The sequence below is a fragment of the Glycocaulis albus genome (assembly GCF_014639075.1).
GTDB lineage: Bacteria > Pseudomonadota > Alphaproteobacteria > Caulobacterales > Maricaulaceae > Glycocaulis > Glycocaulis albus.
In genome coordinates this window covers 291,196-316,766 of the sequence record NZ_BMFS01000001.1, presented here as the reverse complement: position 1 = coordinate 316,766, position 25,571 = coordinate 291,196, and the positions used below count along the sequence as shown (strand labels likewise).

17 protein-coding genes and 1 pseudogene are annotated in these 25,571 nt (G+C 64.0%); 8 read left to right on the top strand and 10 right to left on the bottom strand.

Translation table 11 applies throughout. From position 1 onward, the window contains the following. Positions 1-3: 3 nt before the first annotated feature. Both IEV75_RS01580 and IEV75_RS01575 read right to left on the bottom strand, forming a co-directional pair. Positions 4-1,041, bottom strand: a complete 1,038-nt coding sequence (locus tag IEV75_RS01580) for a glutathione S-transferase N-terminal domain-containing protein (RefSeq protein ID WP_188450788.1) — start codon at positions 1,039-1,041, stop codon at positions 4-6. Positions 1,042-1,064: 23 nt separating this feature from the next. After that, positions 1,065-1,736: a TetR/AcrR family transcriptional regulator gene (locus IEV75_RS01575; protein ID WP_188450787.1), complete on the bottom strand. Its 672-nt coding sequence runs from the start codon at positions 1,734-1,736 to the stop codon at positions 1,065-1,067. Positions 1,737-1,837: 101 nt separating this feature from the next. Here IEV75_RS01575 and IEV75_RS01570 point away from each other — a divergent pair, with 101 nt between their 5' ends. Both IEV75_RS01570 and IEV75_RS01565 read left to right on the top strand, forming a co-directional pair. After that, a complete protein-coding gene (locus tag IEV75_RS01570) occupies positions 1,838-3,499 on the top strand; it encodes a sulfatase (protein WP_188450786.1) in 1,662 nt (553 codons plus the stop codon). Further along, positions 3,480-5,237 (top strand): arylsulfatase, encoded by a 1,758-nt coding sequence (locus IEV75_RS01565; RefSeq protein ID WP_188450785.1) that lies wholly within the window; start codon positions 3,480-3,482, stop codon positions 5,235-5,237. Before IEV75_RS01570 ends, IEV75_RS01565 begins: the two co-directional genes overlap by 20 nt. 113 nt (positions 5,238-5,350) lie before the next feature. On the opposite strand, the gene IEV75_RS01560 is transcribed toward IEV75_RS01565, so the two are convergent. After that, the gene (locus IEV75_RS01560; RefSeq protein ID WP_188450784.1) at positions 5,351-6,274 is read right to left on the bottom strand and encodes a formylglycine-generating enzyme family protein; all 924 of its coding nucleotides are present in this window, start codon (positions 6,272-6,274) and stop codon (positions 5,351-5,353) included. A gap of 230 nt (positions 6,275-6,504) precedes the next feature. Between IEV75_RS01560 and katG the strand changes: the two genes are divergently transcribed. The 3 genes from katG (at position 6,505) to IEV75_RS01545 (ending at position 13,152) form a co-directional block, all read left to right on the top strand. Further along, positions 6,505-8,682 (top strand): catalase/peroxidase HPI, encoded by a 2,178-nt coding sequence (gene katG, locus IEV75_RS01555; RefSeq protein ID WP_188450783.1) that lies wholly within the window; start codon positions 6,505-6,507, stop codon positions 8,680-8,682. 148 nt (positions 8,683-8,830) lie between these two features. Then, a complete protein-coding gene (locus IEV75_RS01550) occupies positions 8,831-10,288 on the top strand; it encodes a pyridoxal phosphate-dependent decarboxylase family protein (RefSeq protein ID WP_188450782.1) in 1,458 nt (485 codons plus the stop codon). 56 nt (positions 10,289-10,344) lie between these two features. Next, the gene (locus IEV75_RS01545) at positions 10,345-13,152 is read left to right on the top strand and encodes a phosphoenolpyruvate carboxylase (protein ID WP_188450781.1); all 2,808 of its coding nucleotides are present in this window, start codon (positions 10,345-10,347) and stop codon (positions 13,150-13,152) included. Between the two features lie 5 nt (positions 13,153-13,157). Here IEV75_RS01545 and IEV75_RS01540 read toward each other — a convergent pair whose 3' ends face one another. The 6 genes from IEV75_RS01540 to IEV75_RS01515 form a co-directional block, all read right to left on the bottom strand. Further along, complete coding sequence (locus IEV75_RS01540) at positions 13,158-13,313, bottom strand: hypothetical protein (RefSeq protein ID WP_188450780.1); 156 nt, start codon at positions 13,311-13,313, stop codon at positions 13,158-13,160. A 143-nt stretch (positions 13,314-13,456) separates the two neighbouring features. Next, on the bottom strand, positions 13,457-15,724 hold the full coding sequence (locus IEV75_RS01535) for an ABC transporter C-terminal domain-containing protein (protein WP_188450779.1): 2,268 nt from the start codon (positions 15,722-15,724) through the stop codon (positions 13,457-13,459). A gap of 201 nt (positions 15,725-15,925) precedes the next feature. Continuing rightward, positions 15,926-16,618 carry an endonuclease III gene (gene nth, locus IEV75_RS01530; protein ID WP_188450778.1) on the bottom strand — a complete coding sequence of 231 codons (693 nt, stop codon included), beginning with the start codon at positions 16,616-16,618 and terminating at the stop codon, positions 15,926-15,928. A 185-nt stretch (positions 16,619-16,803) separates the two neighbouring features. Then, positions 16,804-19,227: an FtsK/SpoIIIE family DNA translocase gene (locus IEV75_RS01525; RefSeq protein ID WP_188450777.1), complete on the bottom strand. Its 2,424-nt coding sequence runs from the start codon at positions 19,225-19,227 to the stop codon at positions 16,804-16,806. Positions 19,228-19,294: 67 nt separating this feature from the next. Beyond that, a complete protein-coding gene (locus IEV75_RS01520) occupies positions 19,295-20,566 on the bottom strand; it encodes an NHL repeat-containing protein (RefSeq protein WP_188450776.1) in 1,272 nt (423 codons plus the stop codon). A gap of 59 nt (positions 20,567-20,625) precedes the next feature. Continuing rightward, positions 20,626-21,852 carry an argininosuccinate synthase gene (locus IEV75_RS01515; RefSeq protein ID WP_188450775.1) on the bottom strand — a complete coding sequence of 409 codons (1,227 nt, stop codon included), beginning with the start codon at positions 21,850-21,852 and terminating at the stop codon, positions 20,626-20,628. Positions 21,853-21,997: 145 nt separating this feature from the next. On the opposite strand from IEV75_RS01515, the gene IEV75_RS01510 reads away from it, so the two are divergent. The 3 genes from IEV75_RS01510 to pyrF all read left to right on the top strand — a co-directional run bounded on the left by IEV75_RS01510 (position 21,998) and on the right by pyrF (position 24,926). Beyond that, complete coding sequence (locus IEV75_RS01510; RefSeq protein ID WP_188450774.1) at positions 21,998-23,341, top strand: alpha/beta hydrolase family protein; 1,344 nt, start codon at positions 21,998-22,000, stop codon at positions 23,339-23,341. 71 nt (positions 23,342-23,412) lie between these two features. Then, positions 23,413-24,240, top strand: a complete 828-nt coding sequence (locus IEV75_RS01505) for an SDR family NAD(P)-dependent oxidoreductase (RefSeq protein ID WP_188450773.1) — start codon at positions 23,413-23,415, stop codon at positions 24,238-24,240. Next, positions 24,237-24,926, top strand: a complete 690-nt coding sequence (gene pyrF, locus IEV75_RS01500) for an orotidine-5'-phosphate decarboxylase (protein ID WP_188450772.1) — start codon at positions 24,237-24,239, stop codon at positions 24,924-24,926. Before IEV75_RS01505 ends, pyrF begins: the two co-directional genes overlap by 4 nt. Positions 24,927-25,241: 315 nt before the next feature. On the opposite strand, the pseudogene IEV75_RS01495 reads toward pyrF, so the two are convergent. Beyond that, positions 25,242-25,530 (bottom strand): annotated as a pseudogene (locus IEV75_RS01495) (thioredoxin family protein). Positions 25,531-25,571 lie beyond the last annotated feature (41 nt).

The window sequence follows — 25,571 nt, the reverse complement described above, 5'->3', positions numbered from 1 at the left end:
CGCCTAATCTCCGTACACGGCGAGAAGGCCGTGAGCCGCGAGCAGTTCGCGCACTTTTTTGCGGCCCGTTTCGGGAAGGGCATCAATCGCCGCCTTGGTGGCAAGACGGGTATCTTCCACAGGCTTGCGGGTGATCATGCGCACCTCCTGCCCGCTCGCGATGGTGAAGTACGAAGACTTCTCGCCCGCTTTCAGCGCCGCCCGGTTGGCGGCCATATAAGGGACAAACCCGCCCGCCATCAGCGCGAAGAGACCAGACATGCCGTCGGGCAGCGCATCGCCGGCCAGCCAGCTCTCGCCTTCGTCCTGCCGCTCCCAGACCTTATCCGTCCAGTTCAGCATGGCCGGTGCCGCGCCTTGTACAAAATTGCGCGCGTAATCATCAGCCGCGAAGTGGGCCTTCATCGCGCCGAGAAGCCCGAGATCAGCCATGGAGAGGCGCTGGCCGAACAGGCCACCATCCTTGCCAAGGATAGCCGCACACTGGCGCAGGAAATCAGCAAACTCGGCGCGCAAACCGTCCTGATATTCCGGCCCCGCCCCCATCACCGTCATCGCCTTGCGGCCCCAGGGCTGGATAAAGGCGGCTGTCGCGGCAACAGACTCTTCCTCCTGCGCCGTCAGCGGGCGGTCATGCGTGCCGCCGCCCATATCCATGGCGATCTTGCGCGCACAGACAGCAGCATCCGCATCGTCAATCCAGCGTAGGTGCAGCGCCGCGCGGGTGAACCATTCATCGATCCAGTCATCCATCAGGCGGCAGGCAATGTACTGGACGGGGCTCGCCGGGATCACCGGATGCGCGGGAAAGCGCATGTGGAGCAGTTCGATGATATGGGTGGAATCATGGATCACCCACCCTTCAGGCGTTTCCACAACCGGGATGAGGTGGGTGCCGGAGCGCGCTTCCAGCCTTGGCGCGACATCGGGTGATTTGGGCTTTGCGGCATGGGGAATGCGCATATAGCGCAGCGCGGCCTCCACCTTGCGGGTGAAGTAGGACGGGTCGGCTCCGTAGACGATGTACTCACACGGCATCATGGCATGTCACTCCCTGAATATTTTTATGCGCGGCGCAGGGCACCGTGTTTGAGAACGGCGATCAGCACGTCGGCATAGCGGTCTGCTGTCTCCGGATCGGACAATTCCATGCCGGCCAGCGCGCGCGCATTGGCGCTCTGCGCAAACGGGCCGATGGCCGCATTGGTCGACAGCATGAACAGGAAATGCGGATCGAAAGCGTGCGCGCGGCCCGCCTCTTTCAGCTGGAAGAACGGCTCCAGCGTGAAGGCATAGGCCGGGCGCAAATGCTGCTCGACCAGCCTCTCATAGCGTTCCCCGCCGGCAAGTCCCGCCTGCATGACAAAGGCCGCCAGCCAGGGAATGCGTGACGCGGTACGCACGGTTGCGCGCACCTGCGCCTCCATCCGCGCGCGCGGATTGTTCATGTCCACATCTGCCAGCGCCTGCAGTATCGCGTCATTCATCTGGCCGAACAGATCTGCCGCCGCCGCATCCCACAAATCGTCCTTGTTGCCGAACATATGACGGATCACGGCGTGCGCGAGGCCGGCATCGGCCGCGATGTCACGCAAGGAGGCACCATCGAATCCGTGCCGGGCGAAACGCGCCGCCGCCGCATCGAGAATCCGCCGGCGCTGCTCGTCGGGCGCCATCTTGGCCGGACGGCCCGGTCCTCTCTGATTGTCGGCGCGTGATGGCGGCAGGTCGGGCATGGGAATCGAAAAATCCATTGGACAAGGCAGGCTAATATTTTTACAATTGTATAATAATGAGCTGGCCACAAGAGGCAAGCCAAATCCGGGGGAGGCTGCACATGGTGAAATCCGTCTGGGTCAGAGCGCTGCTCGTCGGCGCAGCCATCCTTGCCGGACTGGCGCTGGCAGGCTTCTGGGCGTTCGACCGCTATTTCATCTATCTGCCGGGTATCGTGCAGGACATCCGCAACCCGATAGGGCCAAACAGGGCGGTGGACTGGCAGCGCGGACCCGATACCGCTCATGAGGGCGCGCGCCCGCCCAATATCATCCTCATCGTCGCTGATGATCTGGGTTGGAATGACATCAGTCTGCATGGCGGTGTGGCCGGCGGCAGCGTACCAACGCCCAATATCGACCGCATAGCCCGCGAGGGTGTGCAGCTGACGAATGCCTATGCCGCCAGCGGCACCTGCGCCCCCAGCCGCGCCGCCCTGATGACCGGGCGCTATCCCACCCGTATCGGCTTTGAGTTCACCCCCACCCCGCCCGGCATGACGCAAGTGATCCGTCATGTGGAGCGCGGCCAGTCAGAGCGCCGCCCTTTCCTGATCCGCGAAACGGATCGCGAGATACCCGAGTTTGCCGATATGGGCCTGCCCACCGAGGAAGTCACCCTGGCGGAAATGCTGTCCGGGGCCGGTTATCACACCGTGCATATCGGCAAATGGCATCTGGGCAATACAAACGGGTCAGACCCGCTCAGCCAGGGCTTTGATGAAAGCCTGGAGCTGGCCGGCCTGCTCTATGCGCCTGCCGGTTCACCAGACATCGTGGAAGCGCGTCAGGATTTCGATCCCATCGATCAGGTCTACTGGGCGATTGGCCGGGCGGCCGTCACGCACAATAATTCGCCGCGCTTCGAGCCTGACGGCTATATCACCGACTATTTCACCCGCGAGGCGGTGGAAGCGATCGAGGCCAACCGAAACCGGCCCTTCTTTCTCTATCTGGCGCACTGGGCGCCGCACTCGCCCTTGCAGGCCACGCGTGAGGATTATGACGCGCTCGCTCATATCGAGGACCACCCGCTTCGCGTCTATGCGGCGATGATCCGCGCGCTCGACCGGGGTATTGGCGAGGTGCTGGACGCGCTGGAAGCCAACGGCATCGCGGACAACACCGTCATTGCCTTCACCTCGGACAATGGCGGCGCGCACTATATCGGCCTTGAAGATATCAACGCGCCCTATCGGGGCTGGAAGGCAACCTTCTTCGGCGGTGGTATCCGCGTGCCCACCTTTGTCAGCTGGCCAGGCGTAATAGAGCCGGGCAGCGAGATGACCGGCCTTGCCCAGCATATCGACTTCGCCCCGACGCTCGCCGCCCTTGGCGGGGCCGCTCCGGTCACGGACCGGGTGATGGACGGCGTGGACCTCACCCCCTTCCTGACCGGCGAAATGGATGGCGAGCCGCGTGAAACCCTGTTCTGGCGCAGCGGCCATTACGAGGCGGTGATCCATCGCGGCTGGAAGCTGCAACGCACGGCACGCCCGGACCGCATCTGGCTGTTCGACCTTGCCACTGACCCTGAGGAACGCAGTGACCTTTCCGCCACCGAACCGGAGCGGGTGGCAGAGCTGATCGCCCTGCTGGACGCCCATGCTGCCACGCAGAGCGAGCCCTTGTGGCCGTCCATTGCCGAAATGCCCGTGAGTATCGACCAGCCACTCGGCCAGCCCGAGAGCGAGGAGGACGAGTATGTCTACTGGCCCAATTAGGCGCGTCCTTGCCACCATCGCCCTGTCGCTCAGCCTCAGTACTCCGGCGCTCGGCGACGAGCAGCCCAATATCCTGCTCGTGATACTGGATGATATCGGCTTCACCGATCTGGGGGCCTATGGCAGCGAGATATCAACGCCGAACATGGATGCGCTCGCCGCGCGCGGCGCGCAATTCACCAATTTTCACGTCGCGCCGACCTGCGCCCCGACGCGTGCCATGCTGATGACCGGCGCCGACAGTCACCGCACCGGCATTCCAACCCTTGAGCACATGGTGATCCCGGAATATCAGGGCCAGTTCGGTCATGAGGGCGAACTCAATACGGCCGTGGCTACCATTGCCGAGCATTTGCAGGCAGAAGGATATCAGGCCTTCATCACCGGTAAATGGCACCTGGGACGATCACGAACCGCCCTGCCCGCCGCGCGCGGCTTCGACCGCAGCTTCATCCTGGATTCCTCCGGCGCGGACAATTGGGAGCACCGTACCTACCTGCCCCACTATACCCGCGCGGAATGGTGGGAGGATTTCGAGCCGGTGCTGGAATTCACCCACGAGCATTATTCCTCCGCATTCCTGACCGACCGGCTGATTGGCTATATTGAGGACGGTGATCCCGACCGGCCTTTCCTCGCCGTCCTGTCGCTGCAGGCCAACCATATACCTGTGCAGGCACCGCGCGAGTTCACCGAGCGCTATGCGGGCCGCTATGATGGGGGCTGGGACGCGCTGCGCGAGGAACGCCGCCGCGCGGCCATCGAACGCGGCCTTGTGCCTGAAAGCACACAGCTGGCAGAGCAGCCGCCGGCCTTGCGCGACTGGGAGAGCCTGCCAGAGCGCGAACGCGAGTTTGCCGTTGCCAGCCGGGAGGTTGCCGCCGGCATGCTGGAGGCTGCCGACCACCATGTCGGCCGCCTGCTGGGCTGGCTGGAGGCGCAAGGTCAGCTGGACAACACGCTGGTCGTGATACTGTCCGACAACGGGCCGGAGTTTAACCGCCCTACGGACAACTGGGCCTTTGGCATGTGGCTCGCCATGCAGGGTTATTCGCGTGATACCGAAAACCTGGGCGAACAGGGCACTTACGCCTTCATCGGCCCGGAATGGGCGAGCGCTTCCGCCTCGCCCCTCTCTTTGTTCAAGTTTCACGCTGGCGAAGGGGGGGTGCGCGTACCCCTCATCATGGCCGGGCCGGGAGTGGAGGCGCGTGGCCTGGTCTCCGGCTTCAGCTTTGTCACCGATATAGCCCCGACCCTGCTCGACATGGCCGGAGCCGAAGCCCTGCCGGGACGCGAGCCCATGACGGGCCGTTCGCTCCTGCCGGTCCTGACAGGGCAAGCCGACGGCGTGTACGGACCCGACGAGGCGGTAGGCCTTGAGATGTCCGGCATGTCCGCCCTCTGGCGCGGCGACTGGAAACTGGCGCGCAGCATGCCGCCCCACGGTGACGGACAGTGGCGCCTCTTCAACCTGGCCGAGGATGCGGGCGAGGCGCGCGATCTCTCTGAAGCGGAGCCGGAAATCTTCGCCTCCATGATGGAGGCCTACCGCGCCTATGAAGCGCGGGTGGGCGTAATCCCGGTGCCGGACGGTTTCAATTCATCCGAACGAATCGCCGCACTGGGATGGAAGGCCTTTTTCGACCAGCATGGCCTCATGCTCGCGGGGCTGGGCATGCTTGTGGTGATGCTGCTGGGGGGCGGCCTCATTCTGGTGCTCACCCGCCAGCGCTGAACCGGAAAATGGCCCCGGATACGCATTTCATGCGTTCCGGGGTTTCACCCTTAAAATACATCTGCCTTGAACTCCCGGCCTGCGCAGCAGAGCCGGGACCTGGCGCAAAGAATCTAGTCTGGCGCCGGCCCGCGCCAGATTGTGCGGAAGCCCAGATGCTCGGTGGAGAACCGCTCATCCCCCGGCTGGCGCGCCGCAGGGCGGTAGCGGTGACAATAGCTGTCCGAGCACAGGAATGACCCGCCCTTGATGACGCGGAAGCCCGGCTGCTCCCACTCATCGCGCGTCCATTCCCAGACATTGCCCGCCATGTCGTGAAGCCCGTACCCGTTGGGCGCAAAGCAGCCCACAGGCGCCAGCCCCGCATGGCCGTCCGCGCCATTGTCCTGCACCGGAAAGACTCCCTGCCAGTGATTGGCCATATAGGTGCCGTCCGGGCGCACGTTTGCGCCCCACACATAGGGCGCGCCGGTCAGGCCGCCGCGTGCAGCCATCTCCCACTCGGCCTCACCGGGCAGGTCATGACCGCGCCAGCGCGCATAGGCCAGCGCATCCTCATAGGCAATCTGGACAACGGGAAAGGTGTCCCGGCCCTCGATCGTGCTGGCGCGCCCTTGCGGATGACGCCAGCTCGCGCCCGGGTCAAACCGCCACCAGGTGCGGATGTCAGACCAGTCGCGCACCTGCACGCCGGGACCGAACACACCCCCGCCGCCCGCATCCACGCCCTCGCGTTCGGCGAGCGTGACATAGCCGGTTGCGGCTACGAAGGCGGCAAACTCCAGATTGGTCACCTCGTGGGTACCTATCCAGAATCCGTCCACTCTGGCATTGCGCACCGGGCGCTCTTCCGGGAAGAAATCCTCTGATCCCAGCTGCACCGTGCCGGGTGGAATCCACACCATGCCCGATCCTGGAGCTTCCGGGTCCGGCGCGCTTACCGGCAGGCAGGCCTCGACGACCGGGTCACGCCCGCAGCCGGCAAGCCAGACTGCCCCGCCCAGCACAGTCGCCAGTGCCAACTGCTTGTTTGTCATCGCAAACTTCCTTCAACGACAGCCGGCGCGAATTGCGAGCGGGTCGCAATCTATAAAAAATTCCTCTGCTTCGCGCATGCAGCATAAACCCGGGCTATACCGCCAATCAGGATAATCGATTTAATTTCGCACGGCCCGCTTGATAGAGATAGCCTACCGGGCGCTGGGCACGCCCTTTCTGGCGTAGCGCGTCTGCCCCTCAAGACACGCCACCACGATGGGAGATTCACATGGACGGAAATGATGCGAAAAGGACCGGCAAATGCCCGGTCATGCATGGCGGCAATACCAGCTATACGACGCACCCTACCCGCTGGTGGCCGAACGCGCTCAATCTCGACATCCTGCACCAGCACGGTGCCCGGGCAAATCCGATGGATGTCGATTACAATCACCGTGAAGCGGTGAAGAAGCTCGACTTCAAGGGTGTCTGGAATGATGTCGATGCCCTGCTGACCGACAGCCAGGAATGGTGGCCGGCTGACTGGGGCCATTATGGCGGCCTGTTCATCCGCCTGTCCTGGCACGCGGCCGGTTCTTACCGTCTGGGCGATGGCCGCGGCGGCGCCGGCTCGGGCAATATCCGCTTTGAACCGCTTAATTCCTGGCCGGACAATGCCAGCCTCGAAAAGGCGCGCCGCCTGCTCTGGCCGGTAAAGAAGAAATACGGCAATGCCCTGTCATGGGCCGACCTTCTGGCCCTGGCTGGAACGGTCGCCTACGCCAATATGGGTCTGAAAGTCTTCGGCTTCGGCTTTGGCCGTGAGGACATCTGGGGCCCGGAGATCGATATCAACTGGGGTAGTGACAGCGAAATCCTCGCGCCGTCGGACGAGCGGGTCACGTCCATCGACGACCCGAACACCATGATCAATCCGCTGGCCGCGTCACACATGGGTCTCATCTACGTGAACCCGGAAGGCGTGAACGGCAATCCGGACCCGGCCAAGACGGCCAAGTTCGTGCGCTCCACCTTCGCCCGCATGGCGATGAATGACGAGGAAACCGCTGCCCTGACGGTAGGCGGTCACACTGTCGGCAAGGCCCATGGCGGCACGATGGCTGACCGTATCGGTGCAGACCCCGCCTCCAGCGACCTGCAGCTGGCCGGCCTCGGCTGGGACAATCCGGGCTTTGACGGCAAGGCGAACACCGCTCACACCTCCGGCCTGGAAGGCGCCTGGACGACCAACCCGACCAAGTGGGACATGGGTTATCTCGACCTGCTCTTCAAATACGAGTGGGAGGTGAAGAAGTCCCGCGCCGGTGCCTGGCAGTGGGAGCCGATCAACATTGCCGAGGAAGACAAGTTCCCCGACGCCTCCGATCCCTCCATCAAGCACAATCCGATCATGACGGATGCCGACATGGCGATGAAGGTCGACCCTACCTACCGCGCCATCTGCGAGCGCTTCCACAAGGATCCGGACTATTTCGCTGACACCTTTGCCCGCGCCTGGTTCAAGCTGACCCACCGCGATATGGGGCCGAAGGCGAATTATTATGGCCCGTTCGTACCCGACGAGGACCTGATCTGGCAGGACCCGGTGCCGCAAGGCCCGACCGGCTATGATGTGGACAAGGTCAAGGCGAAGATTGCCGCCAGCGGCCTGAGCATCGCTGAAATGGTCAACACCGCCTGGGACAGCGCCCGCACCTATCGCGGATCGGACAAGCGCGGCGGCGCCAATGGCGCGCGTATCCGTCTTGCCCCGCAAAAGGACTGGGAAGGCAATGAGCCGGCCCGCCTGGCCAAGGTGCTGTCGGTGCTCGAGCCGATCGCGAAAGAAACCGGCGCCAGCATCGCCGACGTGATTGTTCTGGCCGGTAATGTCGGTATCGAGAAAGCCGCCAAGGCCGGTGGCTATGACGTGAAAGTGCCGTTTAGCCCCGGCCGCGGCGATGCCACCGACGAGATGACCGATGGCGAGAGCTTTGAATCGCTCGAACCCTTCGCGGATGGTTTCCGCAACTGGATCCGCAGCGACTACGATACCAAGCCGGAAGAGGTTCTGCTCGACCGCGCCCAGCTCATGGGCCTCACGGGTCCGGAGATGACGGTTCTGATTGGCGGTCTGCGCGTCATCGGCGCCAATCATGGCGGCTCCAAGCACGGCGTGTTCACCGACAATGAAGGCGCGCTTTCGACCGACTTCTTCGTGAACCTGACCGACATGGGCTACAAGTGGGAGCCCAAGGGCAAGAATTTGTACGAGATCGTCGACCGCAAGACGGGCAAGACCCGCTGGACGGCCACGCGTGCCGACCTGGTCCTCGGTTCCAATGCGATCCTGCGGGCCTACTCGGAAGTCTATGCCCAGGACGACAACAAGGAGAAGTTCGTGAAGGACTTCGTTGCCGCCTGGACCAAGGTGATGAACGCGGACCGGTTCGATCTGGCCGCCTGACCGGCACCTGACTGACGTAAACCCGGACGCCCGGATGCTGACCCGCATCCGGGCGTTTTTGTATGCCGCCGCAGGCTTGATCCGGACGCAAGTACCGCTAGCGTCGTAGCACGCCTCGCATACCTCACATTTCACGGAGCTTTCCTACATGGCATTCCCGAAGACAGGCCGCACGGCCGAGTCGCTGCTGGCTGAACTGGAAGCGCGCAAGGGCAATGATGTGCGCTGGAAGGAGGGCCGCGTCTTTGCCTATGTCTATGACGCCGGACCGGAAGCCATGGAGACGGTGAAACAGGCCTATGGCGCCTTCCTGACAGAGAACGGGCTTGATCCGACGTCCTTCCCGTCCTGTCTGGAACTGGAACGCGACGTCATCGCCATGGCGCTGGACCTGCAGAACGCGCCGCCCGGCGCCAAGGGCAGCTTCACCACGGGCGGGACCGAAAGCATCCTGCTATCGGTCAAGACGGCGCGCGATCATGCCCGCGCCACGAAACCCCATATTACGGAGCCAGAGCTGGTCCTGCCGGAAACGGCCCACCCGGCCTTCTACAAGGCGTGCAAGTATTTCGATGTGAAGCCGGTCGTCACGCCGGTGGACACTGAAGCCTTCACGGCCCTGCCGGATGCCATGGAAAAGGCGATCACCAGCCAGACCGTCATGCTGGTGGGCTCCGCACCGTCCTATGCGCACGGCGTTGTCGACCCGATTGCCGATATTGGCCGGATCGCGATGAAGGCCGGGCTTCTCTTCCATGTCGATTGCTGCGTTGGTGGCATGTATCTGCCCTTCGCGCGCCAGCTGGGCGCCGACATCCCCGACTTCGACCTCTCGACGCCCGGCGTGACGCAGATGTCGCTCGACTTCCACAAATGGGGCTATGCCGCGAAAGGTGCCTCGTGCATTCTTTACACTGATGGCGAGCTCAGAAAGCACCAGATCTTCGCCTGGTCAGGCTGGACCGGCTACACCATCGTCAACCCGACCATCCAGTCGGGCCGTTCTGGCGGTCCGATTGCCGGCGCCTGGGCCGCGCTGAACTTCATCGGCGAGGAAGGCTATCTGCGCTTTGCCCGGGCGACACAGGAGGGCGCGCGCAAGGTCTGCGATGCCATCCGCGAAATCGAGGGTCTGAAGCTCCTCGGCAATCCGCCGGGCAACCTGCTGGCCTTTGCCGCCGAGGATTTCGACATTTTCGCCCTGTCCGACGCCATGAAGGCCAGGGGCTGGTATCTTCAGCCCCAGTTCGGATTTGGTCCGTCACCGGCCAATCTGCACATCTCGGTCGGCTTCGTGAACGCGCCCAATGTCGATGCCATGCTGGACGATCTGCGCGCCGAAACCGCCCGTCTGCGCGCCGACGCGGCCTACAAGGTGGCTGCGCACAAGCCAGAGGATATAGCCGGCATCGCCGCGATGGATCCGGCTGAACTCCTCGATTCCATGAGCGGCGTATTCGAGGCACGCGCCGGCGGTCCCGGTGCCGAGATGCGCCCGATCAATGCATTGATGGATGCGCTGCCCCATACGGCGCGTGACCGTATTCTGACCGAGTATATCAACCGGCTTTACGCCAAACCGCAAAACACATCCGGCAGCGCCTGACGCCGCGCAGCATTCACGCCAGCATTCCTCATCCCCATGCAAGCCAAGGCCATCCGATGACAAGCCGAGAAGACCATCCAGACACCCGGCTGCCCGGCACACCCGGCGCCCTCGCCCGGTACTGCCTTGATGCGCTGAAAGGCGGGTGGGGTGATGACTGGGACGCCCCGCTGAAGAACGCCGTAGGCGATCTTGCAAACGAGATTTTCTCCGGCCTGCACCGCGGGGCAATTTCGGTGGAGGGGCTGGGCGCGCTTGTGCGTGAACTGGCCGATTTGGGGCTTGCCGGACGCGCAGACGCGTTGCGAGCCCTCCACGCGGACGGGCTGTCCGGTGCCGCGCTGGACGCGCTCAAGGTCCGCCTGGACACCCTCGCTGCCAAAGGCTTTGACGCCTTTGCAGAGGCCGTGACCCGCCGCAAGGCCGGTATCGTCTTCACCGCCCACCCCACCTTTGCCCTGTCGCAGGCCATGCGGACCGCACTCGCCAACGCCGCTGTTGACGGCACACCAGCCAATCCCGAACGGCTGGAGCACGGGCCCGATGATGATATCTCTCTCCTGAGCGAGCACGCGGAAGTGAAGCAAGCGCTGTCAAAGGCACGCACCGCCCTGGCGCAGCTGGACCGGCTGATACTCGACACAGCCCGCCATCACTTCCCGGACCGCTGGCACACGCTGAACCCCGATCTCATCTCGCTGGCGAGCTGGGTCGGCTATGATCTTGATGGCCGCACAGATATTCACTGGGGCCGGTCCATTGCCTTCCGGCTGGAGGAGAAAGCCATCCAGCTGGAGCGCTATGCCGGGCTGGCCGCCAATGCCGGTGCGGATGACATTGCCGGCAGTCTGCAGCGTGCTGGCGAACTGGCGCGCCAGCATGCCAGCCTTTTCGAAGGCGATCTGGAAGACCCCGGCACGGTTGTGCGCGCCGCGAACGCCCTGACCGCCGCGCATCCCGACAGGCTGGTATCGCTAGACGCGCTGATAGCCGAACTCGATGGCCTTGCCGGGAAAGCATCAGGCGAGACAAAGCTTGCACTTGCCGCCCTGCGCGCCGAAATGGCGTCTGCAGGCCTCGGCGCAGCCCACATCCATTTGCGCATTAACGCAGCCCAGCTGAAAAGCGCGGTGCGCGCCGATCTGGGTCTGGAGGAAGACGAGGAGGATTTCGGACGCCTCGCCCTCGCCCGCGCCGCCGAACGTGCGCAGAGCGCAGAGCTGCACGCGGTCAGCTTTGCCTCCGTTTTCCTCGAGCAGATGACAGCACGCCGTCAGTTCATGATGTGCGCGCAATTCCTCAAGCACATCGACGCTGACACGCCGATCCGCTTCCTGCTGGCAGAATGCGAGACCCCCGCCACCGTGATGGGCGCCGTCTATCTGGCCCGGCTCTATGGGGTGGCGGACAAGGTGGATATCTCACCCCTGTTCGAAACACCCGACGCGCTGGAGCGCGGCGGCCGCCTGATGGACCGGCTGATCAGCGAACCCGCCTACCGCGGCTATGTTGAGGCCCGCGGGCGCCTGTCCATCCAGCTGGGATTTTCTGACGCCGGGCGCTTCATGGGGCAGGCCGGCGCGGAGCTGGCCATTGAACGCCTGCATATTCTCGTCGCCCGGGCGCTGGCCCGGCACGGCGTGAAAGATATTGAAATCGTCGTCTTCAATACGCACGGGGAGTCCATGGGGCGCGGCGCCCATCCCGGCAGCCTGACGCAGCGGCTGGACCATCTGCTGACCCCCTGGGCGCGGTCACGTTTCAAGGCCGCCGGCGTGCCGCTGATCCACGAGACCAGCTATCAGGGGGGCGATGGCTTCGTGCACTTTGCCCGTCAGGAACTCGCCGATTCGGTCGTCCTGCAAACGGCGCTGCATGCCCTGGACATTCCCGACGGCAACAGGGCCGACCCCTTCTATGCGGAGATCGACTACACCTGGGACATCTACCGCGCGCTCAAAAGCTGGCAGGAAGACCTCTTCGCCAATACCGACTACCGCAACGCGATCACGGCTTTCGCCCCCAACATGCTGGTGAAGTCAGGCTCACGCAAAGCCAAGCGTCCCGGCGCGCCGGGCCAGGCGCTTGACCTGTCCATGCTGCGCGCCATTCCGCACAATGCAGCGCTGCAGCAGCTGGCCATTCCGGTCAATGTGTCTGGCGGCATAGGCGCGTCGACCCAGTCCGAGCCCGAACGCATGATGGACCTCATCGCCCGTTCGCCGCGCATGGAAAGCCTGATTGCCATGGTGATGCGCGCGCGCACGCTGACCAGTCTCAGCGCGCTGCGCGGCTATGCCCGCCTGTTTGACGCTAGCGAGTGGACCGGACGTGCCGCCTGGGCAAAATCAACCGTCATGCAGCATGCCTTTCTGGATCTGGCCGGACGCCTGTCCGACCAGTCCCGCCATACGGCGCTGGTCCGGCTGGCAAACCATCTCTCGGCCGATCTGATGAAGTTCGACCAGCTGATCGCGGGCCGTGAATGGCGCGAGGACCCGGACCGGCAGGCAGTTGAGGCGCTGCACGCCGTGCGTCAGGCACTGATCATGCAGGCATTCCTCATCATTTCACGCCTGCCGGGCTTCTCGCCGCGCCACGATCTTACGCGCGCTGACCTGATCGACCTCGTGCTCGCCTTGCGCATCCCGGAAGCGGTCGCCGCCCTGGACGAGATATTCCCCGAAGCCAGCGAAGCGCTCGGTGCGCTCGACGCCATCGAGGAGCCGAGCACAACCGATTCACCAGCACTGCGGGGCTATCCTGAAATTCAGGCGCGCATCATCCGTCCGCTGGAACAGCTTCACCCGCTTATCACGCAAGCGAGCGTGGCCATCAGCCATTATCACCGGGCTATCGGGTAGCGCGGCTAGCGCCCGTCAGTCTCGATCCGCAAGGTCTCGTCGCCGATATTGATTTCCATGGTATTGGTCTGGCTGTCGCGCCAGACGGCGTACGCGACCGCTCCGATTGCGATCAGCAAAACCGCCACGCCTGCATAAACCAGCTTCCGGTTGGAACGCATTATCCTACTCCCTCTTTCCGCCCCGCCACGAGGCGTGTGCAAGGAAGAACGTGCCCGTCAGCCGCCGGTTCCATCGGCACAGACGTGCGAAGGGCCGGAGTGGTGGCTCCGGCCCTTCCCTCCTCAACGCGAAGCTAAAGGCCCTACCAGCCCCAGCTCACGCCCGCGCGGCCAGCAACCTGACCGGTACGGAAGCCGGTCCCGACACCGACATTGAGGAAGACATTTTCCCGGTAACGGCCGATCGCGCCGAAGCCGACAGCGCCGGAATTGCTGTAATGGCCATAATTGGCCGAGAAGGCGAAGCTCTGTCCCGGTTGCAGGATCGTTGCCCCGCTGAGAGCCATCGCCATGGCGATACCGTCAGAATGATCGCGCAGACGCTCACTCTGGGCCGCAACACTGGTCTCAAGCCCGTCCACCCGGTCAAACCAGGGCTGGAAGTCCATGGTTGCGAGGTTTCCAGACGCGTCGGACGTTACCATGTAGGTCGGGCCGGACTGGGCCGCGCGGCTGGCAGCCGAGTTGATGCCGGCAAACGTATAGGTGTTGCTGGCAGTACCGATCACCACCTGGTTGTCGCGCGTGGTTTCGGCACCCGATCCGATCGCAATGGCGTTCGTATTGGTTGCCTGCGCATTGACGCCAATGGCAATCGAGCCTGATCCGGTTTGCGCCGGCCCCATATCCGCAGAAGCAGAAGCCAGGCCCGAGCCACCGGCATCCTGGGAGCCGGCCTGCGCGCCCGAACCGATGGCGATATCATTGCCAGAGCTCGTCTGGCCGCCCTGGACACCGCCGGTCTGCAACTCGGCCAGCTGTGTCGAGGCCTGCTGCAAGGCTTCCATCTGCGCCTGCATCTGGGCCTGAAGGGCCTCGATCTGCGCCTGCAGGGCCGCAATTTCGGCCGAGCTGTCACCCGATGGCGGTGCCGCATCCTTGATCGCCTGTATCTCCGTGGCGTTCTCGGTAACCTTGCCGTCAAGCGCCGCGAACGCGCTGCCGACATCACCGAAGCTCGTGCCCTGGATCACATAGGCCGGCGCCGTGAACGCCCCGGCAGCATAGGCCGCCCCGCCGCCGAAGAAGCTGGCGATATCGCTGCCAAAACTGTCAAACGTCACGCCCGAACCGCCCGTCAGGGCATTGAGTTGTCCTACCGTGGCCGCGTCCGTGTCCGCGATACCATCAGCGACATTCACCAGACGGCGCTCGCTGGTGATGTCGCCAAAGGAGACCGTGTCTTCTTCCACCGCCTGCGAGAACGCGCCGATGGCTACCGCATTGTCCGCCGTCACCGTGGCACCGCGCCCGAAGGCAATGGAGTTGAAGTTCTGCGCATCAGCTTCACGCCCGAAGGCCAACGCATACAGCCCCGCCGCCGAGGCCGAGCTACCAATGGCGATTGCTTCATCCCCGCTGGCCGCCGCGCTGCGTCCGAAAGCCATCGCGTTCAAAGCGCTGGCATTGGCAAGAAAGCCAAGCGCCGTGCTGGAGAGCCCGCTGGCTTGTGCAAGCGCACCCATCGCCATCGCGCCAGTTGCCGAAGCGTTCGACCCCGAGCCCAGTGCAATAGTGTTGAATCCGGAGGACGCACTACCCTGGCCGAAGGCGATGGAAAGCGTGCCGGTGGCTTCGGCCTCGCGGCCTAACGCCATCGCGTCCGTGCCGCCTGCGCGCGCGGAGCGGCCCAGCGCGAACGCATTGGTGGCCGTGGCCTGCGCATCATAGCCGAAAGCATTTGCGCCCGCGGCATCAGCGATGGCTTGCGACCCGACTGCGGTCGTGTAGTCGAAATTGGCTTCCGAGCCGCCGCCAAGCGCCGTGGCTTGCAGCGCCAGGGCCTCGGCCTGCAGGCCGACGGCAACCGACGCTGTGCCGGCCGCATCTGCTTCGGCGCCGATGGAGACCCCGCCTTCACCGCTCACCTGCGCGCCGGAACCCAATGCAATACCCATATCGGCGGTGGCTGAGCTCTGCGCGCCAATCGCCAGTGCGCCGACATTTTGTGACCAGGCAAGCGCGCCTATCGCCAGCCCGCCTTCCTCGTCAGACCGGGCATTATAGCCGAGCGCCGTGGATGCTTCCCCAAGCGCCTGCGAGTTCTTGCCGAAGGCCGCGCTCTGAAGGCCGCTCGACACAGACATGTGACCGAAGGCTGCCGAGCCTTCACCGCTCGCGGTGGCAAGCCGACCGCAGGCGGTAGCGTCCACGCCTGCCGAGGCGCCGCCTATCGTGTTGTCTTCAAGGCGGCACGCATCGGCCGGTGCCGCCAGGGCGGCACTAGGCGTGGCCATAAGCGCCGCCGATGCGCACGCCGCGATCAGTGCAAGGGCGGATACTCCCGCGACCGCCGGCTTCTTGCGAATGACGGAGCCGTTCCCCGCCAGAGGACTGGTTGCAATGGTCATGATGATCTCCCCACCAAGAGCTTGTTTGCTCGCGCCGCCCTTGAGGGCGCGCTTTCTGGTAGGAGAAAATTAACCGCGACGCAGAGGCGCCGTTAGGACAGGCGTCTCAAAAAATCGGCCATCGCTTGACCATGCGTCTCAAAACACGCCGGAATTGCATTGCGAGTTGAATAACAGGCCGCCTTGCACCTCTGCTTGCGTCTAGCTGCCCGGCGGAGGCGTCTTCGGCCTGAACCGGCAATACTCGGCAATCGCACAGCGCCAGCATTCCGGCTTTCTGGCCTTGCAAACATAGCGCCCGTGCAGGATCAGCCAGTGATGGGCACCTTTGAGGTATTCCGGCGGCGTGATGCGCTCCAGCCTTGCCTCCACCTCGTCCGGCGTCTTGCCGGGCGCGAGCCTCGTACGATTGGAGACGCGGAAGATATGGGTATCGACCGCAATCGTGTGCTGGCCGAACGCCTCGTTCAGCACAACATTGGCTGTCTTGCGCCCGACGCCCGGCAGGCGGATCAGCTCGTCGCGGGTCTGCGGCACCTCGCCGCCAAACTCCTCGATAATCATGCGCGAAAGCGCGATGACATTCTTCGCCTTGTTGCGGAACAGCCCGATGGTCTTGATGTGCTCGCGCACACCATCCTCGCCGAGCTCAAGCATTTTTTCCGGCGTATCGGCCTCGGCAAACAGTCGCCGCGTCGCCTTGTTGACCCCCACATCTGTCGCCTGCGCTGACAGCGCCACTGCCACCACCAGCGTGAACGGGTTGGAGTATTCCAGCTCCGTTTTCGGCTCGGGCATGATACGCGACAGCGTCTCGAAGATCGCGGCTGCCTCGGCGCGCGGAATCGCGCGGGGACGGGGGGCTTTGCGGGGCTTTCTGGACTTTTCGCTCATGGCAGTGGAGCTAGCGGGAGGGGGCAAGGCTGGCAAGGGCGGGGTGGCGTGGACACCTGAAATGCTCATCCTTCGTCATTCCCGGGGAGCGTAGCGACACCCGGAACCCGGCACTTTTAACAACAAGCTGGGTTCCAGATAGCGGCTTCGCCGCTTCTGGAATGACGAGTGCAGATGGAGCACCCCTAAACCCGCTCCCGCTCCGGCAGGAATATCTCCCGTTTGCCGGAATGATCGGCCGGGCCGATCATGCCTTCATCTTCCATGCGTTCGATAAGCGAGGCGGCCCGGTTATAGCCGATCTGCAACCGGCGCTGGATATAACTCGTGGAGGCCTTGCGGTCGCGCGCAACCACGGCGACGGCCTGGTCGAACAGATCATCGCCCGAACCACCCTCCCCGCCATCCAGGCCGGGAATGCCGCCCTCCTCGTCAATTTCCTCGGTAACAGCATCGAGATATTCCGGCGCGCGCTGCTTTTTCAGGAAGCTGGCAACCTCTTCCACCTCGCGGTCGGAGACGAACGGACCGTGCAGCCTGCGTATGCGTCCGCCGCCTGCCATCAGCAGGAGGTCACCCTGGCCCAGCAGCTGTTCAGCCCCCTGTTCGCCCAGAATGGTGCGTGAATCGATCTTGGATGTGACCTGATAGGAAATGCGCGTCGGGAAGTTCGCCTTGATCGTGCCGGTGATGACATCTACCGACGGACGCTGCGTGGCCATGATGACATGGATACCGGCTGCACGCGCCATCTGCGCCAGACGCTGCACCGCGCCCTCGATCTCCTTGCCCGCCACCATCATCAGATCGGCCATCTCGTCGATGACCACGACGATATAGGGCATATGGACCGGCTCGATCGTCTCGGTCTCATAGACCGGTTCGCCGCTTTCCCGGTCAAAACCCGTCTGCACGGTACGTGACAGCATCTCGCCCGCTTCGCGCGCCTCGGCCGCCTTCTCGTTGAAGCCGGCCATGTTGCGCACGCCCACCTTGGACATGCGCAAGTACCGGCTCTCCATCTCGCGCACGGTCCATTTGAGCGCCGCGACAGCCTTTTTCGGATCCGTCACCACCGGCGAGAGCAGATGCGGAATGCCGTCATAGACCGACAGTTCCAGCATTTTCGGATCGATCATGATCATCCGGCACTCTTCGGGCGGCAGCCGGTAGAGCAGCGACAGGATCATGGCGTTGATGCCGACCGATTTACCCGAACCCGTCGTACCCGCGATCAGGAGGTGCGGCATGCGCGAAAGGTCGGCTGTAAATGGCTCTCCTCCAATCGTTTCACCCAGAGCCAGCGGCAGCTCAGCCCGGTTCTTCTCAAAACCGGAGGATGAGAGCAACGTTCGCAGAAACACCGTCTCGCGGCTGGTATTGGGCAGCTCGATACCGATGGCATTGCGCCCCGGCACCACCGCCACACGGCAGGCAACAGCGGCCATGGAGCGGGCAATATCGTCAGCCAGATTGATCACCCGGCTGGTCTTCACCCCCGGTGCCGGCTCCAGCTCGTAGAGCGTCACCACGGGGCCGGGGCGCACCTCGACGATCTCGCCCTTGACGCCGAAATCACCCAGCACCGCAGCCAGCAATTCCGCATTCTGGCGTAAGCCGTCAGCATCGACCACATCCTTGCGCGCCGCCGCCTTCGCCAGCAGGTCGAGGCGCGGCATTTCAAACTCCGAGCCGGAGCTGAACGGCAGGGCGGTCTGGGCCTCGCGCGCCTCGCGGTCAGAGGGTTTCGGCTTGCCCTTGGGCGCAATCTTCACGTCAGGGGCGGTGCGCGCTGCGGTCTCTATATTGCGGCGCGGCGTGACAGCGCCCGTCGCAGGGGCACGCCCGCCACGCAATATGGCCGGCGCGTTCTCGGCGCGCGCCTCTCCGGATATCTCCAGCGGACGGTCCTCGGCGCTGCGCCAGCTGGCCGGTATTTCATCGGCCAGCCGGTCGATCCAGCTGCGCACTCTCTCCCATATCCGCACCGCAGCCGCACTCGCCGCAGCCAGATCATGTGTATTCAGCCCGAAACAGAAAAACGTGCCGAGAATGGCCGCCAGAAGCCCTATCACCGCTGCAATCGCGTTGGCGCCGGCTATCTCGGCCTGCATGGCCAGCCCGGACACACCCGACAGCAGGCTGTCACCAAGAAGTCCGCCGAGCCCTGATGCGAAGGGCCAGCTTAACGGCACCGGCAGCGCCGAAACCGCCACGGCAAACCCGCAAAGCGCAAACGCGCCGCACAATATGCGAAACAGGACAACCGGCAGAGGGCGCCGTATCGGCCCCTGAAGGGTGAGGATCAGGCCCCAGCCCAGAACGATCAGCGCAAGGCCCGCGCCAGCCCAGCCCATGGTCTGCAAGAGAAGGTCAGCGGCAATGGCGCCCGATGGCCCTGCCAGATTGGTGACGCTCTGGCCGGTCGCGGCATTGAGGCTCGGATCAAGCGGGTTGTGGCTGAAAAGGGCAATGAGCGTCAGCGCGCCGGCAAAACTCATCGCGCCTCCGGTCAGCACCGCGCGCACGCGCGCAATCAGTCCGGCACGGGCTGGCACGGGCGCATCGCGGTTCGCGGCGCGGGTATCGGAGGCAGAGTGTCTGGCCATGTCACGCCCCAGTGTGAGGGGCAAATCTTCCCGGCTGGTAAATGCCGGTTAATCAAATGGCGGTTTTTCAGGGCACCGGCATGTAAAGGATGACCGGATTACGCCGTTCACGCTGCGGCGGCGAGCCATCCTCGGGGAACAGTTCCCACTGCGCATTGGCCAGAACAAACAGCCGTCCGTCGGACACACGCACCGTTGTCGGTTCGTCGAAGTCGCGGTGGCCGGTCAGGACCGGACGCACGCGCGCGCCGCCGCCCCAAGGCTCCAGCGCAATATGGAAGACACCGTGCGGCTGCACGCCATTGCGAACCCCGTAAAGCTCGCCATAGCTGTCCGCCGCCAGCCCGTCAAAGCCGATCAGGCTGCCTTCCAGCACCTCCACCCGGCTGGCTTCGCGGCTGACCGGATCAATGCGCCACAGCCCCGTGGCATAGTCCGCCACCCAGAGCGCGCCCTGTGCCAGGGCCAGGCCCTGCAGCGAGGCAAAGCGGCTGTCCTCGGCGTAAACTTCCAGCTCACCGCCGGGGCGCTCCAGCCGGTAAATACGCCCCTCCACACTATCGCTGGCATAGACGATGCCGTCCTGCACCACGACATCGGAGAACCGCCCCGCCCCGGCGAAGCGGTGCCGGGCGGAAACCTCGCCAGTCATCAGGTCAAACGCGACAAGGGCCGTCTCACGGTCACCGGGCACACCCTCCGGCGAGAGCGGAATGCGCGCCGTGGCCGCATAGAGCAGACGGTTACGCCCGTCGAGCGCGAGGCCGAACACCGAGCCCATCCCGTCTTCCGGACCGGCCAGCAGGCGCGGGTTCTGCGGATCATCAAGGCGCACCGAATAAAGCGACGCATCGGCAACCGTGCCGAGATAAATCCGCTCCGCATCGATATCGACAGCAAAGTTTTCCACGAGCGCATCACGCAAGGGAACCGACATGTAGCGCTCGGCCTGCCCAGCCGGCTCCATGTTCTGCGCCATACGCTCGCGCAGACCGGCAAGCCTTTCAGGATCATGCGCAGCCAGCGCCTCCGCCAGCCCCTGCGCGGCGGCGAGATCCAGCGCAAACCCGGCCTGTGCCAGCGCATCAAGCGCATCAAGCGCGCCGTCCAGATCACCGGCATTGGCCGTCAGCGCCACGGCGTTGGTCAGAAGTCCAAAATGGCCCGGCTGCAGCGCCAGCGCCGCCGCATTTGCCTCCGCCGCGCCTGCCCAGTCGCCTTCAGCGGCGAGCAGGCGTGTCTCGGCGCGCAAGGCCTGTGACTGGTCCAGAAGCGAACCCGGCGCAGGCGTATCAGACAGGGCGAGCGAGGCCGCAAGGGCAAGAGCAAGTATAATCATGGGCAGAACGTTTGCCGCCTGCGCCCGTCAAGGCAAGCGCTAATGGCGGTTGGGGCAGCCTAGTCATTCTCCCCCAGCACGCGCTTGCGCCGGGCCATCAGCTTCAGGCGAAGGGCGTTGAGGCGGATGAAGCCTTCCGCATCCTTCTGGTCATAGACCATGTCTTCCTCGAATGTGACATGGGCCAGCGAGTAAAGCGTCGCAGGCGAGGACCGCCCCACCACCGTCACGCTGCCCTTGTAGAGCTTCAACCGCACCTCGCCGGTGACATGGCGTTGGGAGTGGTCGATGGCCGCCTGCAGCATTTCGCGCTCCGGGCTGAACCAGAAGCCTTCATAGAGGAGTTTGGCATAGCGCGGCATCAGCTCGTCTTTCAGATGCATCGCACCCCGGTCGAGCGTGATCTGCTCGATACCCCGGTGGGCCATCATCAATATGGTCCCGCCCGGCGTCTCGTAAATGCCGCGCGATTTCATGCCGACGAAACGGTTCTCGACCAGATCCAGACGGCCGATGCCATGGATGCGGCCCATCTCGTTGAGCTTGGTCAGCAGGCTTGCCGGCGACAACGCCTCGCCATTGATCGACACCGCATCGCCGCGTTCAAAGCCGATTGTGACGTATTCCGCCTTGTCGGGCGCAGACTCCGGATCATTGGTACGCTGATAGACGATGTCGGAGGCTTCTTCCGCCGGGTCTTCAAGAATCTTGCCCTCCGACGAGGTGTGCCAGAGATTGGCATCGACGGAGAAGGGTGCCTCGCCGCGCTTGTCCTTGGCTACCTCGATGCCATTGGCCTCGGCATAGGCGATCAGCCTGGTGCGCGAGTTGAGATCCCATTCCCGCCAGGGCGCGATGACTTTCAGATCCGGGTCGAGCGCAGCCACGCCCAGTTCGAAGCGCACCTGGTCATTACCCTTGCCGGTCGCGCCGTGGGCCACGGCATCCGCGCCGGTCTCGTGGGCGATCTCGACAAGGCGCTTGGCGATCAGCGGCCGCGCGATCGAGGTGCCCAGCAGATACTGGCCCTCATAGACGGCGTTGGCGCGCACCATGGGGTAGCAGTAATCGCGGACAAACTCCTCGCGAAGGTCATCGATATAGATTTCCTTCACACCGGCCTTTTCGGCCTTGCGGCGCGCCGGTTCGAGCTCCTCGCCCTGCCCCAGATCGGCTGTGAAGGTGACGACCTCGGCGTCATAATGGTCCTGCAGCCATTTCAGGATCACCGAAGTGTCCAGTCCGCCCGAATAGGCCAGCACGATTTTCTTCACGGATTTGGACATGGGGCGGTGATCCTTCCTGACGGCTCGTATTGCGGCGGCGCACCATAATCGAGGCTTACATGTCCGGAAAGTCATCTTGCAGTAAGGATCACGTAGCGCCATTCATGCTTTCTGGGATCGTAATCACGGACAGGGGAGACAGGTAATGTTCCGCACGATGCTGGCCGCACTGGCCATTGTAACACTGGCCATGGCCGGACATGCCCAAAGCCAGGAGAGCCTGGCCGGCAGCTGGAACGGCGTTCTGGATGTCGGCGCAGCCCAGCTGCGTCTGGAGCTGCGGATCGAGGAAAACGAGGACGGCTACAGCGCCGTCATGGTCTCGGTCGATCAGGGTGGGTCGGCCATACCTGTTTCCGATTTTGCCATCGAGTATCCCGAAATCGACCTGCAGATGGCCGCTGCTGGCGCACGCTATACGGCAAGGCTGACCGATGGACGCCTTGTTGGCACATTTGCTCAGGGTGGGGCCGAGTTCCCGCTGGAAATGGCGCGCGGCGCTGTTGAAGCGGCGGGCCCTGAGCTGGCTCCGGGCGAAAGCGAGGTGTTCGTCGATGCCGGCGTGCGTCTCGCCGGCACGCTGCGCCTGCCGGAAGGCGACGGCCCGCACCCTGCCGTCCTCATGCTCAACGGTTCCGGCAGTCAGGATCGCGATGTCACCATTGGCAATCACCGCATCTTTGCGGTTCTCGCCGAGACGCTGGCTGAAGCCGGGATTGCCAGCCTGCGCCTTGACGACCGCGGAATGGGCGGATCGGACAGTACACCTGCCACCGGTCCGCGCGAGCTGGGGCGCGACGCGGGCGAGGCGCTGGCCTTTCTGCGCACGGCAGACGGCGTGGACGCACGCTGCACGGGCGTTCTGGGTCATTCGGAGGGCGGCATCATCGCCTTCCTGCTGCCCGATGCCAGTCAGCCCGATTTCATCGTCGCGCTGGCACCACAGGCCGGGACGCTGGAGGAAACCCTGCTGGAGCAGGGCGAAGCGATGAACCGCGTCATGGGCGCGAGTGAGGACGTCATCGAGGCAACCCGCGCCCGCCAGCTCGCCATGCTGGAGGCACTGGCCAGCGCTCCGCCCGGTGAAGCCGGGGCCGCCGTCGAGGCCGCTTTCCTGGCGCATGGCATTCCTGCAGACGCAGCCCGCCAGCAGGCCGCCTTCTGGGGTCAGCAATATGTACAGGAAGCCGCCGCACTTGATCCTGCTGCCGCGCTGGCAGGCTATGACGGACCGGTGCTAGGCATTTTTGCCCAGAACGATCTGCAGGTGCTGGCGGAGGTCAACGCGCAGCGCATGCGCGAGGCGCGCGCCGGACTGCCCGCCACGATCGGCATTGTCCCCGGCGTAAACCATCTTTTCCAGGCGAGCGAAACCGGCTCCCCGGCAGACTATGCCAGAGCCCCGCATGCCATGTCGCCAGACGCGCTGACCCTGATCGCCGAAGGCGCGGGAGAGATCATCGCCCACACCTGTGGTGACGCCCGCTAACACCTGATCTGGACAAGGAGGCCGGGCATCGCCACTTTCCGCGCAAAGCGGACAGTACAAGGAGCGATGCCATGGCCCGCCGTCTGGTTGTTGTAACAGGAGCCTCATCGGGTATCGGGGCGGCCTTCGCGCGGCAGTTCGCCAGCAAGGGCTGGGACCTTGCGCTTGTTGCCCGCCGCGAGGATCGTCTCAAGGAGCTGGCGGAGGAAATGAAGGCCCGCTTCGGCGTGGACAGCCTCATCGTCCCGGCAGACCTCTCAAAGGCGAGCGCACCCAAAGAGATTGTCAAGGCGGTTGAAGATGCGGGCCGCCAGATTGACGGCCTCGTCAACAATGCAGGCGCCGGGCAGCCGGGTCATTTCATTGAGACGAAATGGACCGACCAGACCCGCTTTTTGCAGCTCATGGTGACGAACTATCTGGCGCTGGCCCATCTTGTGGCCCCGGGCATGGCAGAGCGCGGCTTTGGCCGCATCATCAACGTATCCTCGGTCTCCGCGCTCTTACCAAGCGCCAATGCCCATACCCGTTTTTCCGGCACGCTCTATCCGGGCGCCAAGAGCCTGCTCATCAAATTCTCCGAGGCGCTGCATCTGGAGCTATCCGGAAAGAACGTGCATGTGAGCGCGGTCGCGCCGGGCTACACCTGGTCTGAGTTTCACGATGTGAACGGCGCCCGGGCAACCGTGTCGCAAATGCCGAAATTCTGGATGCTCACCGCCGAGGAGGTCGCCACGGCCGGTTATGACGCGGTGGAGCGCGGCATCGTGCTGCGCGTGCCGGGCGCCTGGTACAAATTCCTGACCGCGCTTTCGAAAATCCTGCCCGACCCGGTGGGCCGGGCGATCATGCGCGCACAGGAACGGCGCATGGCCGCACGCGCAGGAGCCGGTCAGTGAGCGCCGATGCCCGCCTGATAACCGCGCTCGACCTGCCGACGGTCGAGGGCGCGAAGAAGCTCGTTGCCGCCATCGGCGATGCGGGCTGCTTCTACAAGATCGGGCTGCAGCTTTTCCCGCTGGGCGGGATGGATCTGTGCCGGGAGCTCAAAAGCGCAGGCCACGGCGTGTTCCTTGATTTCAAGCTACACGACATCTCCGCCACGGTAGAGAAGGCGACCCGCTCCATCGCGCCTTCAGGCGCCGATTACCTCACCATCCATGCCGAGCCGCCGGTGATGCGCGCAGCCCACAAGGGCCGGGAAGGTTCAGCTCTGAAGCTCCTCGGCGTCACCGTGATGACCTCCTATGACGATGCCATGCTCAAGGAGATGGGCTTTGCCTATGGTGCGCGCGACCTCGTACTGATGCGCACCGAACAGGCCCTGGAAGCGGGCTGTGACGGCGTGATCGCCTCCGCACACGAAGCCGCAGAGCTGCGGACCCGCTTCGGGCCGGACTTCGACATTGTCACGCCCGGCATCCGCCCGGCAGGCAGCTCTGCCGACGATCAGGCCCGCGTTGCCACACCGGCGGACGCCATCGCGATGGGCGCAACGCGCATCGTGGTTGGCCGGCCCGTCAACGCCGCCAGCGACCCGCGAGCGGCGGCGCTGGCCATCAACGCGGAGATGGCGGGAAGTTGACCCCACTTTCGTCGTTCCCGTGAAGACGGGAACCCAGAGCCAACCAGCACTGACTTCGCTCCATGATCTCTGGATCCCGGGTCAAGCCCGGGAACCCGGTTGAGGAGCTCGGTGATAAACACCGGGGTCCCCGCCCCCGAGCGGGGACCCATTGTGTTGTTTTTCTACACAATAGCGATGCAGCGGATGCGTTGCGGAACTAACAGAGGCATGGGTCCCCCGGACCGCTTCGCGGCCGGAGGATGACACCCTGATCCTTCAAACAAAACCCCGGACGTTTCCGTCCGGGGTTTTTCAATTCCAACAGCGAAACCGCTAGATCGTCGCGTTGATCCATTCCTCGATCTTGCCCTTGGCCATGGCACCCACCTTGGTGGAGACCAGCTCGCCATTATTGAAGATCATCAGAGTGGGAATGCCGCGCACGCCATATTTGCCCGGCGTCATCGGATTTTCGTCGATATTCACCTTGGCTACGGTGATCTTGCCGGAGTGCTCGGATGCGATCTGGTCGAGCGCAGGCGAGATCTGCCACAAGCACGGGCCCGCCCGCCTTGAGAACATCGGCTTCAAAAGAATCGTCAGACACCGCTTTGGTCGCCATGGGCTTTCTCCCTTGGAAGGTTTACAGCGGACACCCGGACA

What these genes read in the sequence shown, in the direction of transcription:
- IEV75_RS01540 (WP_188450780.1), bottom strand. Translation starts at nt 13,313, where the DNA reads ATGCGTTCCAACCGGAAGCTGGTTTATGCAGGCGTGGCGGTTTTGCTG.
- IEV75_RS01535 (WP_188450779.1), bottom strand. Translation starts at nt 15,724, where the DNA reads ATGACCATTGCAACCAGTCCTCTGGCGGGGAACGGCTCCGTCATTCGC.
- nth (WP_188450778.1), bottom strand. Translation starts at nt 16,618, where the DNA reads ATGAGCGAAAAGTCCAGAAAGCCCCGCAAAGCCCCCCGTCCCCGCGCG.
- IEV75_RS01565 (WP_188450785.1), top strand. Translation starts at nt 3,480, where the DNA reads ATGTCTACTGGCCCAATTAGGCGCGTCCTTGCCACCATCGCCCTGTCG.
- IEV75_RS01520 (WP_188450776.1), bottom strand. Translation starts at nt 20,566, where the DNA reads ATGATTATACTTGCTCTTGCCCTTGCGGCCTCGCTCGCCCTGTCTGAT.
- IEV75_RS01510 (WP_188450774.1), top strand. Translation starts at nt 21,998, where the DNA reads ATGTTCCGCACGATGCTGGCCGCACTGGCCATTGTAACACTGGCCATG.
- IEV75_RS01545 (WP_188450781.1), top strand. Translation starts at nt 10,345, where the DNA reads ATGACAAGCCGAGAAGACCATCCAGACACCCGGCTGCCCGGCACACCC.
- IEV75_RS01580 (WP_188450788.1), bottom strand. Translation starts at nt 1,041, where the DNA reads ATGATGCCGTGTGAGTACATCGTCTACGGAGCCGACCCGTCCTACTTC.
- IEV75_RS01560 (WP_188450784.1), bottom strand. Translation starts at nt 6,274, where the DNA reads ATGACAAACAAGCAGTTGGCACTGGCGACTGTGCTGGGCGGGGCAGTC.
- katG (WP_188450783.1), top strand. Translation starts at nt 6,505, where the DNA reads ATGGACGGAAATGATGCGAAAAGGACCGGCAAATGCCCGGTCATGCAT.
- IEV75_RS01575 (WP_188450787.1), bottom strand. Translation starts at nt 1,736, where the DNA reads ATGCCCGACCTGCCGCCATCACGCGCCGACAATCAGAGAGGACCGGGC.
- IEV75_RS01505 (WP_188450773.1), top strand. Translation starts at nt 23,413, where the DNA reads ATGGCCCGCCGTCTGGTTGTTGTAACAGGAGCCTCATCGGGTATCGGG.
- IEV75_RS01525 (WP_188450777.1), bottom strand. Translation starts at nt 19,227, where the DNA reads ATGGCCAGACACTCTGCCTCCGATACCCGCGCCGCGAACCGCGATGCG.
- IEV75_RS01550 (WP_188450782.1), top strand. Translation starts at nt 8,831, where the DNA reads ATGGCATTCCCGAAGACAGGCCGCACGGCCGAGTCGCTGCTGGCTGAA.
- IEV75_RS01570 (WP_188450786.1), top strand. Translation starts at nt 1,838, where the DNA reads ATGGTGAAATCCGTCTGGGTCAGAGCGCTGCTCGTCGGCGCAGCCATC.
- IEV75_RS01515 (WP_188450775.1), bottom strand. Translation starts at nt 21,852, where the DNA reads ATGTCCAAATCCGTGAAGAAAATCGTGCTGGCCTATTCGGGCGGACTG.